General features: G+C 73.9%; 11 protein-coding genes and 1 riboswitch. Of the genes, 7 read left to right on the forward strand and 4 right to left on the reverse strand.

The genetic code is table 11. The features are described 5' to 3' along the window. Positions 1 to 213 precede the first annotated feature (213 nt). The 3 genes from ACN6LM_RS09440 (at position 214) to ACN6LM_RS09450 (ending at position 4,557) form a co-directional block, all read left to right on the forward strand. Positions 214 to 1,449, forward strand: coding sequence for a ThuA domain-containing protein (locus tag ACN6LM_RS09440; RefSeq protein ID WP_445064846.1), 1,236 nt, complete (start codon positions 214 to 216; stop codon positions 1,447 to 1,449). A 153-nt stretch (positions 1,450 to 1,602) separates the two neighbouring features. Continuing rightward, positions 1,603 to 3,762: a choice-of-anchor A family protein gene (locus ACN6LM_RS09445; RefSeq protein ID WP_445064847.1), complete on the forward strand. Its 2,160-nt coding sequence runs from the start codon at positions 1,603 to 1,605 to the stop codon at positions 3,760 to 3,762. A gap of 99 nt (positions 3,763 to 3,861) precedes the next feature. Further along, complete coding sequence (locus ACN6LM_RS09450; RefSeq protein WP_445064848.1) at positions 3,862 to 4,557, forward strand: L,D-transpeptidase; 696 nt, start codon at positions 3,862 to 3,864, stop codon at positions 4,555 to 4,557. 4 nt (positions 4,558 to 4,561) lie between these two features. Here the strand turns inward: ACN6LM_RS09450 and cobN are convergent, their stop codons facing one another. Further along, entirely contained in the window at positions 4,562 to 8,251 is a 3,690-nt protein-coding gene (gene cobN / locus ACN6LM_RS09455; protein WP_445064849.1) for a cobaltochelatase subunit CobN, read from the reverse strand. A gap of 84 nt (positions 8,252 to 8,335) precedes the next feature. After that, a riboswitch (cobalamin riboswitch) is annotated at positions 8,336 to 8,436 on the reverse strand. A gap of 95 nt (positions 8,437 to 8,531) precedes the next feature. Between cobN and cobG the strand changes: the two genes are divergently transcribed. The 3 genes from cobG to ACN6LM_RS09470 all read left to right on the forward strand — a co-directional run bounded on the left by cobG (position 8,532) and on the right by ACN6LM_RS09470 (position 12,116). After that, positions 8,532 to 9,875 (forward strand): precorrin-3B synthase, encoded by a 1,344-nt coding sequence (cobG, locus tag ACN6LM_RS09460; RefSeq protein ID WP_445064850.1) that lies wholly within the window; start codon positions 8,532 to 8,534, stop codon positions 9,873 to 9,875. A 61-nt stretch (positions 9,876 to 9,936) separates the two neighbouring features. Then, on the forward strand, positions 9,937 to 10,563 hold the full coding sequence (locus ACN6LM_RS09465) for a precorrin-8X methylmutase (protein ID WP_445064851.1): 627 nt from the start codon (positions 9,937 to 9,939) through the stop codon (positions 10,561 to 10,563). Continuing rightward, positions 10,560 to 12,116, forward strand: a complete 1,557-nt coding sequence (locus ACN6LM_RS09470) for a precorrin-2 C(20)-methyltransferase (protein ID WP_445064853.1) — start codon at positions 10,560 to 10,562, stop codon at positions 12,114 to 12,116. The genes ACN6LM_RS09465 and ACN6LM_RS09470 overlap by 4 nt, the downstream gene beginning before the upstream one ends. On the opposite strand, the gene ACN6LM_RS09475 is transcribed toward ACN6LM_RS09470, so the two are convergent. After that, on the reverse strand, positions 12,101 to 12,850 hold the full coding sequence (locus ACN6LM_RS09475) for a cobalt-precorrin-6A reductase (RefSeq protein WP_445064854.1): 750 nt from the start codon (positions 12,848 to 12,850) through the stop codon (positions 12,101 to 12,103). The two genes, ACN6LM_RS09470 and ACN6LM_RS09475, sit on opposite strands and share 16 nt — an antisense overlap. An 11-nt stretch (positions 12,851 to 12,861) precedes the next feature. Here ACN6LM_RS09475 and ACN6LM_RS09480 point away from each other — a divergent pair, with 11 nt between their 5' ends. Further along, positions 12,862 to 13,977 (forward strand): cobalt-precorrin-5B (C(1))-methyltransferase, encoded by a 1,116-nt coding sequence (locus tag ACN6LM_RS09480; protein WP_445064856.1) that lies wholly within the window; start codon positions 12,862 to 12,864, stop codon positions 13,975 to 13,977. Positions 13,978 to 13,997: 20 nt separating this feature from the next. Here ACN6LM_RS09480 and cobM read toward each other — a convergent pair whose 3' ends face one another. Together cobM and cbiE are read right to left on the reverse strand one after the other, a co-directional pair. Further along, positions 13,998 to 14,747, reverse strand: a complete 750-nt coding sequence (gene cobM, locus ACN6LM_RS09485) for a precorrin-4 C(11)-methyltransferase (protein WP_445064857.1) — start codon at positions 14,745 to 14,747, stop codon at positions 13,998 to 14,000. After that, on the reverse strand, positions 14,744 to 15,997 hold the full coding sequence (cbiE, locus tag ACN6LM_RS09490) for a precorrin-6y C5,15-methyltransferase (decarboxylating) subunit CbiE (RefSeq protein WP_445064858.1): 1,254 nt from the start codon (positions 15,995 to 15,997) through the stop codon (positions 14,744 to 14,746). Before cbiE ends, cobM begins: the two co-directional genes overlap by 4 nt. Positions 15,998 to 16,098 lie beyond the last annotated feature (101 nt).

Genomic DNA, 16,098 nt, shown 5'->3' on the forward strand with positions numbered 1-16,098 from the left:
TGTAGACACTTCGCCCGTGATCACGGGAAACCGCAGGACCCCCGTACGTCTTTTGAAGTCGCAGGTCACCCCCGCTGACATGCAGCGTTCGAGTTGTGCGCGATTTTCTGCCAGGAAAGTTTCCTGACAGATTCCTTGACGGGCTGTCGTGTACACGCGCAGACTCCGGTTTGCTCAGCCGCTGCGCTCCACCGCCCACCTCGGGAGTCCCCCATGCGCGTCAGACACGGCACCGCACTCCTGCTCCGGCTCCTCGCCCTGGCCGCCCTCGTGCTGGGCCTGCAGGCCGCCCCGGCCCACTCCGCCCCCGCCGCCGGTACGTTCCGGGTGCTGGCCCTCTACGACGGCACGTACGACGCGGCGCACATCAGCTTCGACCACGAGGCGAACGCCTGGTTCGCCCAGCAGGGCGCCGCCCACGGCTTCACGTACACCGCCACGACCGACTGGAACCGGCTCAACAGCTCCGAGCTGGCCGGCTACCAGGTGGTGATGTTCCTCGACAACTACCCGCACACCGCCGCGCAGCGCTCCGCCTTCGAGACGTACGTGCGGAACGGCGGCGGGTTCGTCGGCTTCCACGTGTCCGCGTTCAACACGGACACCAGCGACTGGCCCTGGTACCACGACACCTTCCTCGGCACCGGCACCTTCCGGTCCAACACCTGGGGCCCCACGCAGGAGACGCTGCGCGTGGACGACCCGGGGCACCCGGCGACGGCGGGGCTTCCGGCCACCATCACCTCGTCGGTCAGCGAGTGGTACAGCTGGCAGAACGACCTGCGGAAGAACCCCGCCATCGACGTCCTCGCCTCCATGGCGCCCTCGACGTTCCCCATCGGCACCGACCCCGACCAAACCTGGTACAGCGGGGATTACCCGATCGTGTGGTCGAACCGCGACTACCGGATGGTCTACAACAACTTCGGCCACAACGCGATGGACTACGGGACGAACACCACCCTCTCCTCCACCTTCGCCAGCGACCGGCAGAACCAGCTCCTGCTCCAGGAGATCGCCTGGGCCGCCGGGCAGGACGGCGGCCCGGTCACCCCGCCCGACGGCGCCACCGGCCGGATCACCGGCTACGGCGGCAAGTGCGTCGACGTGGCGGGCGCCGGTTCCGCCAACGGCACGGCGGTCCAGCTCTACGACTGCAACGGCTCCGGGGCCCAGCGGTGGACGGCCGGCTCCGACGGCACGCTGAGGGCGCTCGGCAAGTGCCTGGACGTCGCCGCGGCCGGAACCGCGAACGGCACGAAGGTGCAGCTCTACGACTGCAACGGCTCAGGGGCACAGGTCTGGCAGCACCGGAGCACCGGCGAACTGCTGAACCCCGCGTCCGGGAAATGCCTGGACGCGACCGGGCCCAGCTCGGCCAACGGCACCCGGCTCCAACTCTGGACCTGCTACGGCAGTGACAACCAGCTCTGGACCGGCCCGGCCTGACCGGGGGCGGGAGGGGCGGTTGCGGCGGGGTCTGGGGCCGGGTGCCCCGCCCCGCCGCATCCGCCCCTCCGTCCGGGTGGCCCCGCCCCACCGCATGGCGCAACGGCTCGTGTCGCGCGCGGAGCGGGGGCCCCGGCCGCCCAGGATGCCGCCATGAAACCCATGCCCCAACGCCTAGCCGCGCTGCGTTCGCGCGCTCGCACCACGGGTGCGGCCTGTGCTGTCCTGGCGGCCGTCGTCCCCGCCTTCACCTTCGGCCTGGGCGCGACGCCGGCAGCTGCCGCCACGCTGCCCGGAGGTCTCGGGCCGTGCGTGCCGGGCGACTGCCCGGACCCGTTCCCGCCGGTCAACAACGGGGACATCGCGGGCCGGGACGACGCGATCAACATCTTCGTGGGCGACGACTTCCTCGTCCGGGGGCGTGCGGCGGAGGCCGAGGGCCGGGTCGTCGTGCTCGACGACTTCGACCAGAACAAGAACACGGAAGCGGGCGGGCTGTACAACCTCGGGATCGTCGGGGTGGGGTCGCGCGTCGCGCCGCCCGTCGACTCGGACTTCCTGGCCGCCGGCGGGGACGTGACCATCGCCCCCGGGCAGACCCTGGACACGACGGGCGGCCTCGTCGACGAGCTGGGCACCGTGCGCTACGCGGGCGCGCTGACCGGGACCGTCACCGGGAGGACCATCCAGGACGACGACGCGACGGCCCCGTACGCGGGCCTGCGCGACGAGCTCACGGCGGCCAGCCAGTGCTACGCGCGGCCGGACGGCGAGACCCGGACGCCGACCGGGACCGCGGTCAACGAGGGCTACCGGACGCTGTTCACCGGCGACGGGACGTCCGGCCTCCAGGTGTTCAACGTCGACTTCGACCTGGTCAATCCGAACTCCCCCAACGGAAGCCAGTCCATCGAGTTCGAGGGCATCCCCGACGACGCGACGATCCTGGTCAACGTGATCGGGGAGAACCGTGTCATCAACACCACCAGCGGCAGCGACACGCTGGGCCAGTACCGCGAGCGGCTGCTGTGGAACCTGCCCGACGCCACCACAGCGTCCTTCGAGGGGTCCGGGCAGTTCCAGGGCAGCGTGCTGGTGGGCGAGCAGGCGTCGATGAGCACCGTGAGCCTGCCCGGCATGAACGGCAGGTTCTTCACCACCGGTTCGCTCACCCACACGAGCGAGAACGCCGGGGTGGAGTTCCACGCCTACCCGTTCAACGGCGACCTCCCGGACTGCGGTGGTCCGCAGCCGGTGACGGGCGCGGTGAGCGTGCTGAAGACCGACGCCGAGACGGGTGACCCGCTGGCCGGGGCCGACTTCGAGCTGTGGCGCGAGACCAACGACGTGCCCGGCCTCCAGACCGGCGGCGCCGACCCCGACACCCATGTCTCCGACTGCACCACCCCGGCGAACGGTGTCTGCTCCGACACGACGACCGTGGGTACGTACTACTGGCGCGAGACCGCGGCCCCGGACGGCTACGAGCTGCCGGACCCCGACGTATTCGGACCGCTGGTCCTGACCGAGGACAACGCGGGCCAGGGCGTCCGGGCCGAAGCCGTCAACAGCCGCACGCCCGTGCCGCCGGTGACCGGTGAGGTCCGCGTCCGCAAGACCGACGCCGACACCGGGGCACCGCTCGCCGGGGCCGACTTCGAACTGTGGCGCGAGACCAACAACACGCCGGGTCTCCAGACGATCGGCATCAACCCCGACACCCACGTCTCGGACTGCACCACCCCCGCCGGCGGCGTCTGCACCGCGACCACGGTCCCCGGCACCTACTACTGGCGCGAGACCGGGGCCCCCGACGGCTACGACCTCCCCGACCCCAACGTCTTCGGACCCCTCACCCTCACCGAGGACAACGCCGAGGACGGCGTCCAGACCGAAGCCGTCAACAGCCGCACGCCCGTGCCGCCGGTGACCGGTTCGCTGACGCTGGACAAGACGGACGCGAAGAACGGGGAGCCGCTGCCCGGGGCCGTCTTCGAGCTGTGGCGCGAGAGCAACGACGTGCCCGGGCTCCAGACGGGCGGGGCGAACCCCGACACCCTCGCGGACGCGGGCTGCTCGACCGGCCAGGACGGGCAGTGCACCTTCGACGACCTTCCGCTCGGTGAGTACTACCTCCGCGAGATCGCCGTTCCGGAGGGCTACGTCCTGCCGGCGAACCCGGTCTCGGGTCCGTTCGAGGTGACGGAGGAGAACAGCGAGGAGGGCGTCACCGTGGAGCTGGCCAACGACCGCGGTGAGCCGTGCAAGGGCAAGGACTGCAAGGACGACACGCACAAGGCCGCTCGCGGCTGACGCGCTCACCCACCCGGCCGCCCACTCGTGGGCGGCCGGGCGTTCGTGTTGATTGGCTCGGCTTCACACCGTTCCGTTGATCCCGCAGGAGGCCCGCTCGTGTCCCGTCCCCACCGCCTCATCGGTGCCGCCGTCGCCACGGCGACCATGGCGCTGCTCTGCACCGCGGCCCCGTCGGCCGCGTCCCCCGGCCGCGACGCCGCGTGCACCGCGCCGGCCGGGCCGTACCAGCGCCGGCTGGAGACCCACCTCGGACTGCCCGTCGACGGCCGCCAGTCCGACGCCGACTGCCGGGCCATCCGGTCCTTCCAGACCGAGCGGGGCCGCCCGCACCCCGACGGGTTCGCCGACCTCGGCACGTACCGCGCGATGCTCGTGGTCGAAGCGACGCCGAATCCGAACGCCGCCGGGAACTGCCCCGTCGAGAACGGCCGGGTGACCTGCGTCGACATGGACCGCCAACTGCTGTGGGTGCAGAAGGGGAAGAAGGTCGTCTTCGGGCCCGTGCCCATCCGCACCGGTCGCGACACGGAGGAGACGCGGCCCGGCCGGCACACCATCTACTGGCGCGACCGCGACCACGTCTCCGACATCTACGACGACGCCCCCATGCCGTACTCGCAGTTCTTCGACGGCGGTCAGGCGCTGCACGGGCACCCGGGCGACCTGTACGACGGCGGCGGGTCGGCGGGCTGCGTCAACCTGACGGTGGACGACGCGGCGAAGCTGTGGGACCTGCTCGCGCTCGACGACGTCGTCCACGTATGGGGTGTGAAGCCCGGCACCGCCGGCTGACGGTCTACTCCTCGCCCTCCAGGTTTCCTTCCGTCTCCAGGAACACCTGGCGCAGCGCTTCGAGCACGGCCGGGTCGGGCTTGGCCCACATACCGCGCGACTCCGCTTCCAGGAGGCGTTCCGCGATGCCGTGCAGGGCCCACGGGTTGGCCTGTTCGAGGAAGGCGCGGTTGGCCGGGTCCAGGACGTAGGTCTCGGTCAGCTTGTCGTACATCCAGTCCGCGACCACGCCCGTCGTGGCGTCGTACCCGAAGAGGTAGTCGACGGTCGCGGCCAGCTCGAAGGCTCCCTTGTAGCCGTGGCGGCGCATCGCCTCGATCCACTTGGGGTTGACGACCCTGGCGCGGAAGACGCGGGAGGTCTCCTCGGTCAGCGTGCGCGTGCGGACCGTCTCGGGGCGGGTCGAGTCCCCGATGTACGCCTCCGGGGCGGTGCCCCGCAGTGCGCGGACCGTGGCGACCATTCCCCCGTGGTACTGGAAGTAGTCGTCGGAGTCCGCGATGTCGTGCTCGCGGGTGTCGGTGTTCTTCGCGGCGACCGCGATGCGCTTGTACGCGGTCTCCATCTCCTCCCGGGCCGGGCAGCCGTCCAGGTCGCGGCCGTAGGCGTAGCCGCCCCACGTCGTGTAGACCTCGGCGAGGTCGGCGTCGGTGCGCCAGTCGCGCGAGTCGATGAGCTGGAGCAGCCCGGCGCCGTACGTGCCGGGGCGCGAGCCGAAGATACGGGTGGTGGCCCGGCGCTCGTCCCCGTGCTCGGCCAGGTCGGCCTGGGCGTGCGCCCGTACGTGGTTGAGCTCGGCGGGTTCGTCCAGCGAGGCGGCCAGCCGCACGGCGTCGTCCAGGAGGCCGATGGTGTGCGGGAACGCGTCGCGGAAGAAGCCGCTGATGCGGAGGGTCACGTCGATGCGGGGACGGCCGAGCTCGGCCGCGGGGATCGGTTCGAGGCCGGTGACGCGGCGCGAGGCGTCGTCCCAGACCGGGCGCACGCCGAGCAGGGCGAACGCCTCCGCGACGTCGTCGCCCGCGGTGCGCATGGCGCTCGTGCCCCAGAGGGAGAGGCCGACGGACACCGGCCAGTCGCCGTTGTCCGCGCGGTAGCGGGTGAGGAGCGAGTCGGCGAGGGCCTGGCCGGTCTCCCAGGCGAGGCGGGAGGGGACGGCCTTCGGGTCGACGGAGTAGAAGTTCCGGCCGGTGGGGAGCACGTTGACGAGGCCCCGGAGAGGTGAACCCGAGGGGCCCGCGGGGACGAAGCGCCCGTTGAGGGCGTGTACGCAGTGGTCCAGTTCGTCGGTGGTCCTGGCCAGGCGGGGGGCGACCTCTCCGGCCGCGAAGTCGAGGATGGCCGCCACGTCCGGGGTCAGGTCGTGGAGCGGTGTGCGGGTCGTGGACTCGGGGCTCTGCCCCGGACCCCGCTGCTCAATCGCCGCAGGGGCTTGATCTGGCTGATCGCCCGCCGCAGGGGCTTGAAGTGCTGACGGGTCCCAGTCCGCGTCCTCCATCGCCTGGACCAGGGCGCGGGCCTGCTCCTCCACCGCGTCCGCGTCCGTGCGCGTCGCCGCCGACTCGTCCAGGCCCAACGCCTCGCGCAAGCCCGGCAGGGACGTCGTGCCGCCCCAGATCTGGCGGGCGCGGAGGATGGCCAGGATCAGGTTGACGCGGGCGGCCCCGGTCGGCGCGGCGCCCAGGACGTGGAGGCCGTCGCGGATCTGGACGTCCTTGATCTCGCAGAGCCAGCCGTCCAGATGCATGATGAAGTCGTCGAAGCCCTCGTCCTCCGGGCGGTCCTCGACGCCCAGGTCGTGGTCGAGCTTCGCGGCCTGGATCAGGGTCCAGATCTGGGCGCGGACGGCCGGCAGCTTGGCCGGGTCCATGGCGGCGATCTGGGCGTGCTCGTCCAGGAGTTGTTCGAGGCGGGCGATGTCCCCGTAGCTGTCGGCCCGGGCCATCGGCGGCACCAGGTGGTCCACGAGCGTGGCGTGTGCCCGGCGCTTGGCCTGGGTGCCCTCGCCCGGGTCGTTGACGAGGAACGGGTAGATCAGCGGGAGGTCGCCGAGCGCCGCGTCGGGGCCGCAGGAGGCGGACAGGCCCGCGTTCTTGCCGGGCAGCCATTCCAGGTTGCCGTGCTTGCCGAGGTGGATCATGGCGTCGGCGCCGAAGCCGTTGTCGTCGGCGCGGGCGGCGATCCAGCGGTAGGCGGCCAGGTAGTGGTGCGAGGGCGGCAGATCCGGGTCGTGGTAGATCGCGATCGGGTTCTCGCCGAAGCCTCGCGGGGGCTGGATGAGGATGAGCAGGTTGCCCCGGCGCAGGGCCGCGAGCACGATGTCGCCCTCCGGGTTGCGGGAGCGGTCCACGAACATCTCGCCGGGCGGCGGGCCCCAGTGCTCCTCGACGGCCTCGCGGAGTTCGGCGGGCAGGGTGGCGTACCAGCGGCGGTAGTCGGCGGCGGGGATGCGGACCGGGTTGCGGGCGAGCTGTTCCTCGGTGAGCCATGCCTGGTCGTGGCCGCCCGCCTCGATGAGGGCGTAGATCAGCTCGTCACCGTCGCCGGAGGCGAGGCCGGGGACCTCCTCCGTACCGAAGTCGTAGCCCTCCTCGCGCAGTCGGCGCAGCAGGGCGACCGCGCTGGCCGGGGTGTCGAGCCCGACGGCGTTGCCGATACGGGAGTGCTTGGTCGGGTACGCGGAGAGGACGAGCGCGACGCGCTTCTCGGCGTTCGGGATGTGGCGCAGCCGGGCGTGCCGTACGGCGATGCCGGCCACGCGGGCGGCGCGTTCGTCGTCGGCGACGTAGGCGGGCAGGCCGTCCTCGTCGATCTCCTTGAAGGAGAACGGGACCGTGATCAGGCGGCCGTCGAACTCGGGCACGGCGATCTGGCTGGCGGCGTCGAGCGGGGACACGCCCTCGTCGTTGCCCTCCCAGTCGGCCCGGGAGCCGGTCAGGCAGAGGGCTTGGAGGATCGGCACGTCGAGCGCGGTGAGCGCGCCCGCGTCCCAGGATTCGTCGTCGCCGCCGGCCGATGCCTCGGCGGGCCGGGTGCCGCCGGCCGCGAGGACCGTGGTGACGATCGCGTCGGCGCCGCGCAGGGTCTCGATGAGTGCGGGTTCCGGGGCGCGCAGGGATGCGACGTACAGCGGCAGGGCCTTGGCGCCCGCGGCTTCGACGGCCCGGCACAGGGTCTCGATGAACGCGGTGTTGCCGCTCATGTGGTGGGCGCGGTAGTAGAGCACCGCCACCGTGGGGGCGCCCTCCCCGGCCGCCCGGGGTGTGCGCTCCAGCGGGCCCCAGGAGGGTGCGGCGGCGGGCGGTTCGAAGCCGTGGCCGGTGAGCAGGACGGTGTCGGAGAGGAAGCGGGCGAGCTGGTCCAGGTTGGCGGGGCCGCCGTGCGCGAGGTAGGCGTGGGCCTCGGCGGCGATGCCGATGGGGACGGTGGACGCGGCCATCAGCTGGGCGTCGGGGGCCTGTTCACCGGTGAGGACGACGACGGGGCGGCCGGTGGCGAGGAGCTGGTCGAGGCCGTCCTGCCAGGCACGGATGCCGCCGAGGAGGCGTACGACGACGAGGTCGGCGCCGTCCAGGAGGGCGGGCAGGTCCTGGAGCGGGAGGCGTGAGGGGTTCGCGTACCGGTAGCGGACCGGTCCGTCGGAGGCGCGGGCGCTGAGCAGGTCGGTGTCGGACGTCGACAGGAGCAGGATCATGCGGCGTCTGGCCTTCCTCGGGGTGTCCACGCCCCGGGCGGTGTCGAGATCCCCTGCTCGGACCTGCCGAACGTGCGGGGAAGGGAGTTCCTGACTCGCCCGGCCTGGTGGGGCCGGGCTCACAGTGGCGGGACCGCGCCGGAATCGCACCGGGCTTCCTCCCCTGTCGCCGTCTGTGGCGACGACGGGCCCGGAGGCCCGCCGGGGTCCGTCCGCGAAGACGGGCCCCGCAGGCATAGTACGGGCCGGGGCGCCCGGCGGGTCATACGGATCGGATGAGATGGTCGGTATGCTCGCCGCCATGCCTCCCCCAGCCCCCCATTTCGCCCAGCCCGACGACGCCCGTTTCCGGTCCCGCGGCGACGCCTGCCCCGGTGCGCTGCGCCTGCACCGGGCGGACGACGGGGCGTTGGCGCGGGTCCGGGTGCCCGGTGGCGTGCTGAGCGCGGACCAGGCGGACGGGCTGCGGGAGTTGGCGGTGGAGCTGGGCGATGGTGAGCTGTATCTCACTTCGCGCGGCAATGTGCAGCTGCGCGGTCTGGACGCGGAGTGCGGGGGTGAACTGGCCTCCCGGATGTACGAAATGGGCCTTTTGCCCTCCGCGCGGCATGAGCGGGTCCGCAATGTGGTGGCCTCTCCGCTGTCCGGGCTCGACGGTCGCGGCGAGCGGGATGTCCGCCCGTGGCTGTCCGCGCTGGACGCGCTGGTGTGCGCGAGCGAGGAAGCGGTCGGCCTGTCGGGCCGCTTCCTGTTCGCGCTGGACGACGGGCGCGGCGATGTGGACGCGCTGGGCGCGGATGTGACGCTGCGGGCGCGGGCGGACGGGGACGTGGAGCTGCGCATCGGGGCCCTGGAGTCGGTGGCCCGGATTCCGGGTGACGAGGCGCCGCGCGCCGCGTTGCTGGCGGCGACGGTGTTCCTGTCCATGGCGGACGCTTCCGGTTCCGGTGCGTGGCGGGTCGCCGACCTCTCCGGGGGTGCCGGGCCGTTGCTCGCCGAGGTGGTACGGAGGCTGGGTGCGGCGGGGCTGCCCGTCTCCCTCGGGACCGTACCGGTGCCGGGTGGGGCTCCCCCGCTGCCCGGTGTGGTGGCGGGGCCCGGCGCCACCGACGCGCTGTCGGTCGGGCTGCCCCTCGGGCGGGCGGACGCGGTGCGGTGGCGGGCGCTGACGGACGTCGCCCGGGACCACGGCGCCGGCGAACTGCGGCTCACTCCGTGGCGCGGAGCCGTCGTGCCCGGGGTCCGGCGGGAGCGGGTGTCCGGGGCGCTCGGCGCGTTGGAGGCCGTGGGCCTCGTCACCGGGCCCGGCTCGCCGTGGTCCGGCGTGAACGCGTGCATCGGACGGCCGGGGTGCGCGAAGTCCCTGGCCGATGTACGGGGTGACGCCACGTCAGCCCTGCGTGCCGGATCGGCCGACCGCGCCCTGCCCGTCCACTGGTCCGGGTGCGAACGGCGGTGCGGACACCCACGCGGTACGTGGGTCGACGTCGTCGCCGGCCCGGACGGCGGTTACCGGGTGTCCGTCGTACGGGACGGTGGGCGGCGCGAGGAGCCGGTCCGCGTCGCCGGCGACCCCGGCGCGCTGGCAGACGCGGTGGCAGCGGCCCGTAACCCTCACACCTGATCCACCCTTCCCCACACTTTTCCTGTCCGACCCCCCGCCCTGAGAAGAGAGCGACACCACTGTGTACGAGTACGAGAAGGACGGACCGGCCATCTATCGCCAGTCCTTCGCCACCATCCGGGCGGAGGCGGACCTCGCCGGTCTGCCCGCGGACGTGAGCCAGGTCGCGGTCCGGATGATCCACGCCTGCGGGATGGTCGACCTCGTACGCGACCTCGGCTACACACCCGACGCGGTAGCCCGCGCACGCGCGGCGCTGCGGGCAGGGGCGCCCATCCTGTGCGATGTGGCCATGGTCGCCAGCGGGGTCACCCGCAAGCGGCTGCCCGCGGACAACGAGGTGGTGTGCACCCTGTCCGACCCGGCGGTGCCCGGGCTGGCGAAGGAGCTGGGCACGACCCGCTCGGCGGCCGCCCTCGAACTGTGGCGGGACCGGCTCGACGGGGCGGTCGTGGCCGTCGGGAACGCGCCGACCGCCCTGTTCCGGCTGCTCGAGATGATCGAGGAGGGGGCCCCGCGCCCCGCCGCCGTCATCGGTGTCCCGGTCGGGTTCGTCGGCGCCGCCGAGTCCAAGGACGCCCTGGCCGCCCACCCGTCGGGGCTCGACCACCTCATCGTGCGCGGCCGGCGCGGCGGCAGCGCCATCGCGGCCGCCGCGCTCAACGCCATCGCCAGCGAGGAAGAGTGACCGTGAGCGAGCAGCAGACGGGACAGCCGGGCGGGGAGCGGGCCGGACAGCCGGGCGAGCGGCCGACGGGACGGCTCTACGGCGTCGGGCTCGGCCCCGGCGACCCCGCCCTGATGACCCTGCGCGCGGTGGAGGTCATCGCCGAGGCGGACGTCGTGGCCTACCACAGCGCCCGGCACGGCCGGTCGATCGCCCGGTCCATCGCGGCGGAGCACCTGCGCGCCGACCACATCGAGGAGGCCCTGGTCTACCCCGTCACGACGGAGACCACGGACCACCCCGGCGGCTACCGGGGCGCCATGGAGGACTTCTACACCGAGTCGGCGGCCCGGCTCGCCGTGCACCTGGAAGCGGGGCGCACGGTCGCCGTGCTCGCCGAGGGCGACCCGATGTTCTACGGCTCGTACATGCACATGCACAAGCGGCTGGCCGACCGCTACCCGACCGAGGTGATCCCCGGGGTGACCTCGGTCAGCGCGGCCGCCGCCCGGCTCGGCACCCCGCTCGCGGAGGGCGAGGAGGTCCTGACGATCCTGCCCGGCACCCTGCCGGAGGAGGAGCTGACCGCCAGGCTGGCCGCGACCGACGCGGCGGTGGTGATGAAGCTGGGCCGCACCTTCCCCGCCGTCCGCCGCGCGTTCGAGGCGTCCGGCCGCCTGCCCGAGGCCCGCTATGTGGAGCGCGCCACGATGGCCGGGGAGCGGCTGGGCGACCTCGCGGACACGGACGCCGGTTCGGTGCCGTACTTCGCGGTCGCCGTCCTGCCGAGCCGCATCGACGCCCGCCCTGAGCGCTCCCCGGGCGACGGTGAGGTGGCGGTCGTCGGCACCGGTCCGGCCGGTCCGCTGTGGCTGACGCCCGAGACGCGCGGGGCGCTGGCCGCCGCCGACGACCTGGTCGGCTACACCACGTACCTGGACCGGGTGCCGGTCCGGCCGGGGCAGATACGGCACGGCTCGGACAACAAGGTGGAGTCGGAGCGGGCGGAGTTCGCGCTCGACCTGGCCCGGCGGGGGCGGCGGGTCGCCGTGGTGTCCGGCGGGGACCCGGGGGTCTTCGCCATGGCGACGGCGGTGCTGGAGGTGGCGTCGCAGGAGGAGTACGCGGACGTGCCGGTGCGGGTGCTGCCCGGGGTGACGGCGGCGAACGCGGCGGCGGCCCGGGCGGGTGCGCCGCTGGGCCACGACTACGCGGCGATCTCGCTGTCGGACCGGCTCAAGCCGTGGGAGGTCATCGCGCGCCGGCTGTCCGCCGCCGCCTCGGCGGACCTGGTGCTCGCGCTGTACAACCCCGGTTCGCGGAGCCGGACGTGGCAGGTCGGCAAGGCGCGGGACCTGCTCCTCGAACACCGCTCGCCGGACACGCCGGTGGTCCTCGGCCGGGACGTCGGCGGGCCGGCCGAGAGCGTACGGACGGTGCGTCTGGCCGACCTCGATCCGGACGAGGTGGACATGCGCACGCTCCTCATCGTCGGGTCGTCGCAGACCCGGTGGGGGCGGCGGGGCGACGGCACGCAGATCGTGTGGACGCCGCGCCGCTACCCGGAGGGCTGATCCGTCAGCCAGGCCAGGGCCTCTTCCGGGCTGCCGGCCACCGCGCCCCCCTCGGGGACCGGTGGCCGGCGGACGACGACCACGGGGATGCCGGCCTCTCGGGCCGCGGTCAGTTTGGGGGCGGTCGCGGCGCCGCCGCTGTCCTTGGTGACGAGGACGTCGACGCGGTGGCGGCGGATCAGCTCCCGCTCGCCTTCCAGGGTGAAGGGGCCCCGGTCGAGCAGGGTCTCCATCCGGGCCGGGTACGGCGGTTCCGGGGCGTCCACGGACCGCGTCAGGAACCACAGGTCGTCCAGGCCCGCGAAGGCGGCGAGCCCCATGCGGCCCGTGGTGAGGAACACGCGCCGCCCCAGCACGGGCAGTGCCCCGGCCGCCTCGGCCAGGGAGCCGACCGGGTGCCAGTCGTCGCCGGCACCGGGCACCCAGCCGGGCCGGCGCAGCATGAGCAGGGGAACATGGGCGGCGGCGGCCGCGACGGCCGCGTTGAAGGTGATCGTCCCGGCGAAAGGATGGGTGGCGTCGATGAGCGCGTGCACCCGGTGCGAGCGGAGCCACTCCGCGAGCCCCTCGGCTCCGCCGAAGCCCCCGACCCGGACCTCCCCGGGCGGCAGCTTCGGCCGGGCGACCCGGCCCGCGAGCGAGCTGGTGACCCTGCTTCCGGCGGGCAGCCCGGCCACCAGGAGTTCGGCGAGCCGGCGGGCCTCCGTCGTCCCGCCCAGAATCAGTACGTGCACGGGGAGCATCCTTGAGTGAGGCGAAAGGCGGGCGCGGCGCCCAACTCAAGCACACCGGTCTGCGGCCGGGCTGGACGACCGGTGCCTGCGCGACCGCCGCAGCGACGGCCGCGTACACGGCGCTGCTGAGCGGGGACTTCCCGGACCCGGTGACGATCGCGCTACCCAAGGGCGAGACCCCGGCGTTCGCGCTGGCCGTGGAGGAGCTGGGCGACGGGCGGGCGACGGCGGGCGTGGTGAAGGACGCGGGCGACGACCCCGACGTGACGCACGGTGCCCTGGTGCGGGTGACCGTGCGGGCGCTGCCGCCGGGCTCGGGCGTGGTGTTCCGGGCCGGGCCCGGTGTGGGCACGGTGACGCTGCCGGGGCTGCCGCTGGACGTCGGCGAACCGGCGGTGAACCCGGTGCCGCGTCAGATGATCCGGGAGCACATCGCGGAGGTCGCGGCGGCGCACGGCGGGACCGGGGACGTCGAGGTGACGATCGGCGTGGACCACGGCGAGGAGATCGCCCGCTCCACCTGGAACCCGCGCCTGGGCATCCTGGGCGGCCTTTCGATCCTCGGTACGACCGGGGTCGTGGTGCCGTACTCCTGCTCGGCGTGGATCGACTCGATCCGCCGGGGCGTGGACGTGGCGCGCGCGGCCGGGCACACCCACGTCGCCGGGTGCACGGGCTCGACGTCGGAGAAGACGGTGGTCGCCGAGTACGGGCTGCCGGAGATCGCGCTGCTGGACATGGGCGACTTCGCGGGCGCGGTGCTCAAGTACGTACGCCGCCACCCGGTGGACCGGCTCACGATCTGCGGCGGGTTCGCCAAGCTGTCGAAGCTCGCCGCCGGGCATCTGGACCTCCATTCCGGGCGCTCCCAGGTCGACAAGGCGTACCTGGCGGAGCTGGCCCGGCGCGGCGGTGCCGACGAGTCCCTGGCCGCCGGGATCGCCGTCGCCAACACCGGTCTCGCCGCACTCCAGCTGTGCCAGGCGCGCGGGGTGCCGCTGGGCGATCTGGTGGCGGTGGCGGCGCGGGACGAGGCGCTGTCGGTGCTGCGGGGGGCGCCGGTGGCGGTGGACGTGATCTGCGTCGACCGGGCGGGGAACGTGGTGGGGCGCAGCCCCGTTCGGTGACCCGCCCGGACAGGCCCCGGTCAGCAGGTGTGGCGGTCGCGGGCGGGCGAGTAGAGGTGGCTGTCGTGGAACTGCTCGGCGCCCAGGGTGCGTCCGACCATGATCACGGCGGTACGGATGACGCCCGCGGCCTTCACCTGGGCGGCGATGTCGTCCAGGGTTCCGCGCAGGACGAGTTCGTCGGGGCGTGAGGCCATGGCGACGACGGCGGCCGGGCAGTCGGCGCCGTAGTGCGGCAGCAGCTCCTCGACGACGCGGTCCACGTAGCGGGCCGCGAGGTGCAGGACGATCAGCGCGCCGCTGCGGCCGAGCGTCGCCAGGTCCTCGCCCTCGGGCATCGCGGTGGCCCGCTGGGCGATCCGGGTCAGGATGACGGTCTGGCCCACGGTCGGCACGGTCAGCTCACGCTTGAGGGCCGCCGCCGCGGCGGCGAACGCGGGTACGCCCGGGACCACCTCGTACGGCACGCCCGCCTCGTCCAGGCGGCGCATCTGCTCGTTGACCGCGCTGAACACCGAGGGGTCGCCGGAGTGCAGCCGCGCCACGTCGTGCCCGGCCCGGTGCGCGGCGACCAGTTCGGCGGTGATCGCGTCGATGTCGAGCTGCGCGGTGTCCACCAGACGGGCGTCGTCCGGGCACTCGGCCAGGAGCTCGCGAGGCACCAGGCTGCCCGCGTACAGGCACACCTGGCAGGCGGCGAGCGTGCGCGCGCCGCGCACCGTGATCAGGTCGGCGGCGCCGGGGCCCGCGCCGATGAAGTACACGGTCATCTGTCGTCTCCAGGGAGTTGCGTGGCCTTGCGTACGGACCACTGGGTGACGGGCATGGCCTGGCGCCAGCCGGTGAACGTGCCGACGGGCACGGCGTGCGAGACGGCGAGGCGTGTCAACTCGCCGCCGTGCGCCTTGTGCCGGGCTGCGAGCAGCGCCTCGGACTCCAGGGTGACCGTGTTGGCGACCAGCCGGCCGCCGGGCGGGAGCGCGCCGAGGCAGGCGTCGAGGAGGCCGGGCGCGGTGAGGCCGCCGCCGATGAACACGGCGTCCGGGGTGGGGAGTCGGTCCAGGCAGTCGGGCGCGCGGCCGGTGACGACGCGGAGGCCGGGCACGCCGAGCCGGTCGGCGTTGGCCGCGATGCGCGCCGCGCGGACGGGGTCGCGTTCGACGGTGACCGCCCGGCAGGAGGGGTGGACGCGCATCCACTCGACGGCGATGGAGCCGGAGCCGCCGCCGATGTCCCAGAGGAGTTCGCCGGGGGCGGGGGCGAGCACGCCGAGGGTGGCGGCCCGGACATGACGCTTCGTCAGTTGCCCGTCGTGCGCGTACGCCTCGTCCGGCAGGCCCGGTACGGCGCCGAGGCGCAGCGCCCCCGGGGCGGTCCGGCACTCGACGGCGACGACGTTGAGCGGGTCCCCTGCGGGGCGGTCCCAGGTGTCGGCCGTGCCCTCGGCGCACGCCTCGTCCTCGCTGCCGAGCTGTTCCAGGACCCGCATCCGGCTGGGCCCGAAGCCGCGGTCGCGCAGCAGTGCGGCGACGGTGGCCGGGGTGTCGGCGTCGGCGCTGAGGACGAGGAGCCGGCGCCCTTCGTGCAGGGCGGCGGCGAGCCGGGCGGCGGGGCGTCCGACGAGGGTGACGACCTCGGTGTCCTCCAGCGGCCAGCCGACGCGGGCGCAGGCGTAGGAGACGGACGAGGGGTGCGGCAGGACGTGCAGCCGTTCGGCGCCCAGGACTTCGGTGAGGGCCCGGCCGATTCCGTAGAACATGGGGTCGCCGCTGGCCAGAACGGCGATGCGGCGGCCTTCGTGGGCGGCGAGCAGGCCGGGGACGGCGGGGCGCAGGGGCGAGGGCCAGGGCACGCGGACGCCCGCGCACTCCGGTGGCAGGAGGCCGAGTTGCCGGCCGGCGCCGATGAGGACCTGGGCGTCCGTCAGCGCCGCGCGCGCCGGTCCGGCGAGCCCGGCCCATCCGTCGGCTCCGATCCCGACCACGGCGACTGCGGGCGGGCGGGGATGCTCGGGGGTCACGGACGGTACCTCGGGTCTCGGGGGCTGACGCACCCGCACTCTACTGGCCGGTCGCGGGCGGCCCGGAGGCGGCTGGGAGCTTCCTCCAGAGGGCACCGCAT

The sequence above is a fragment of the Streptomyces sp. SAS_281 genome, from assembly GCF_052542855.1.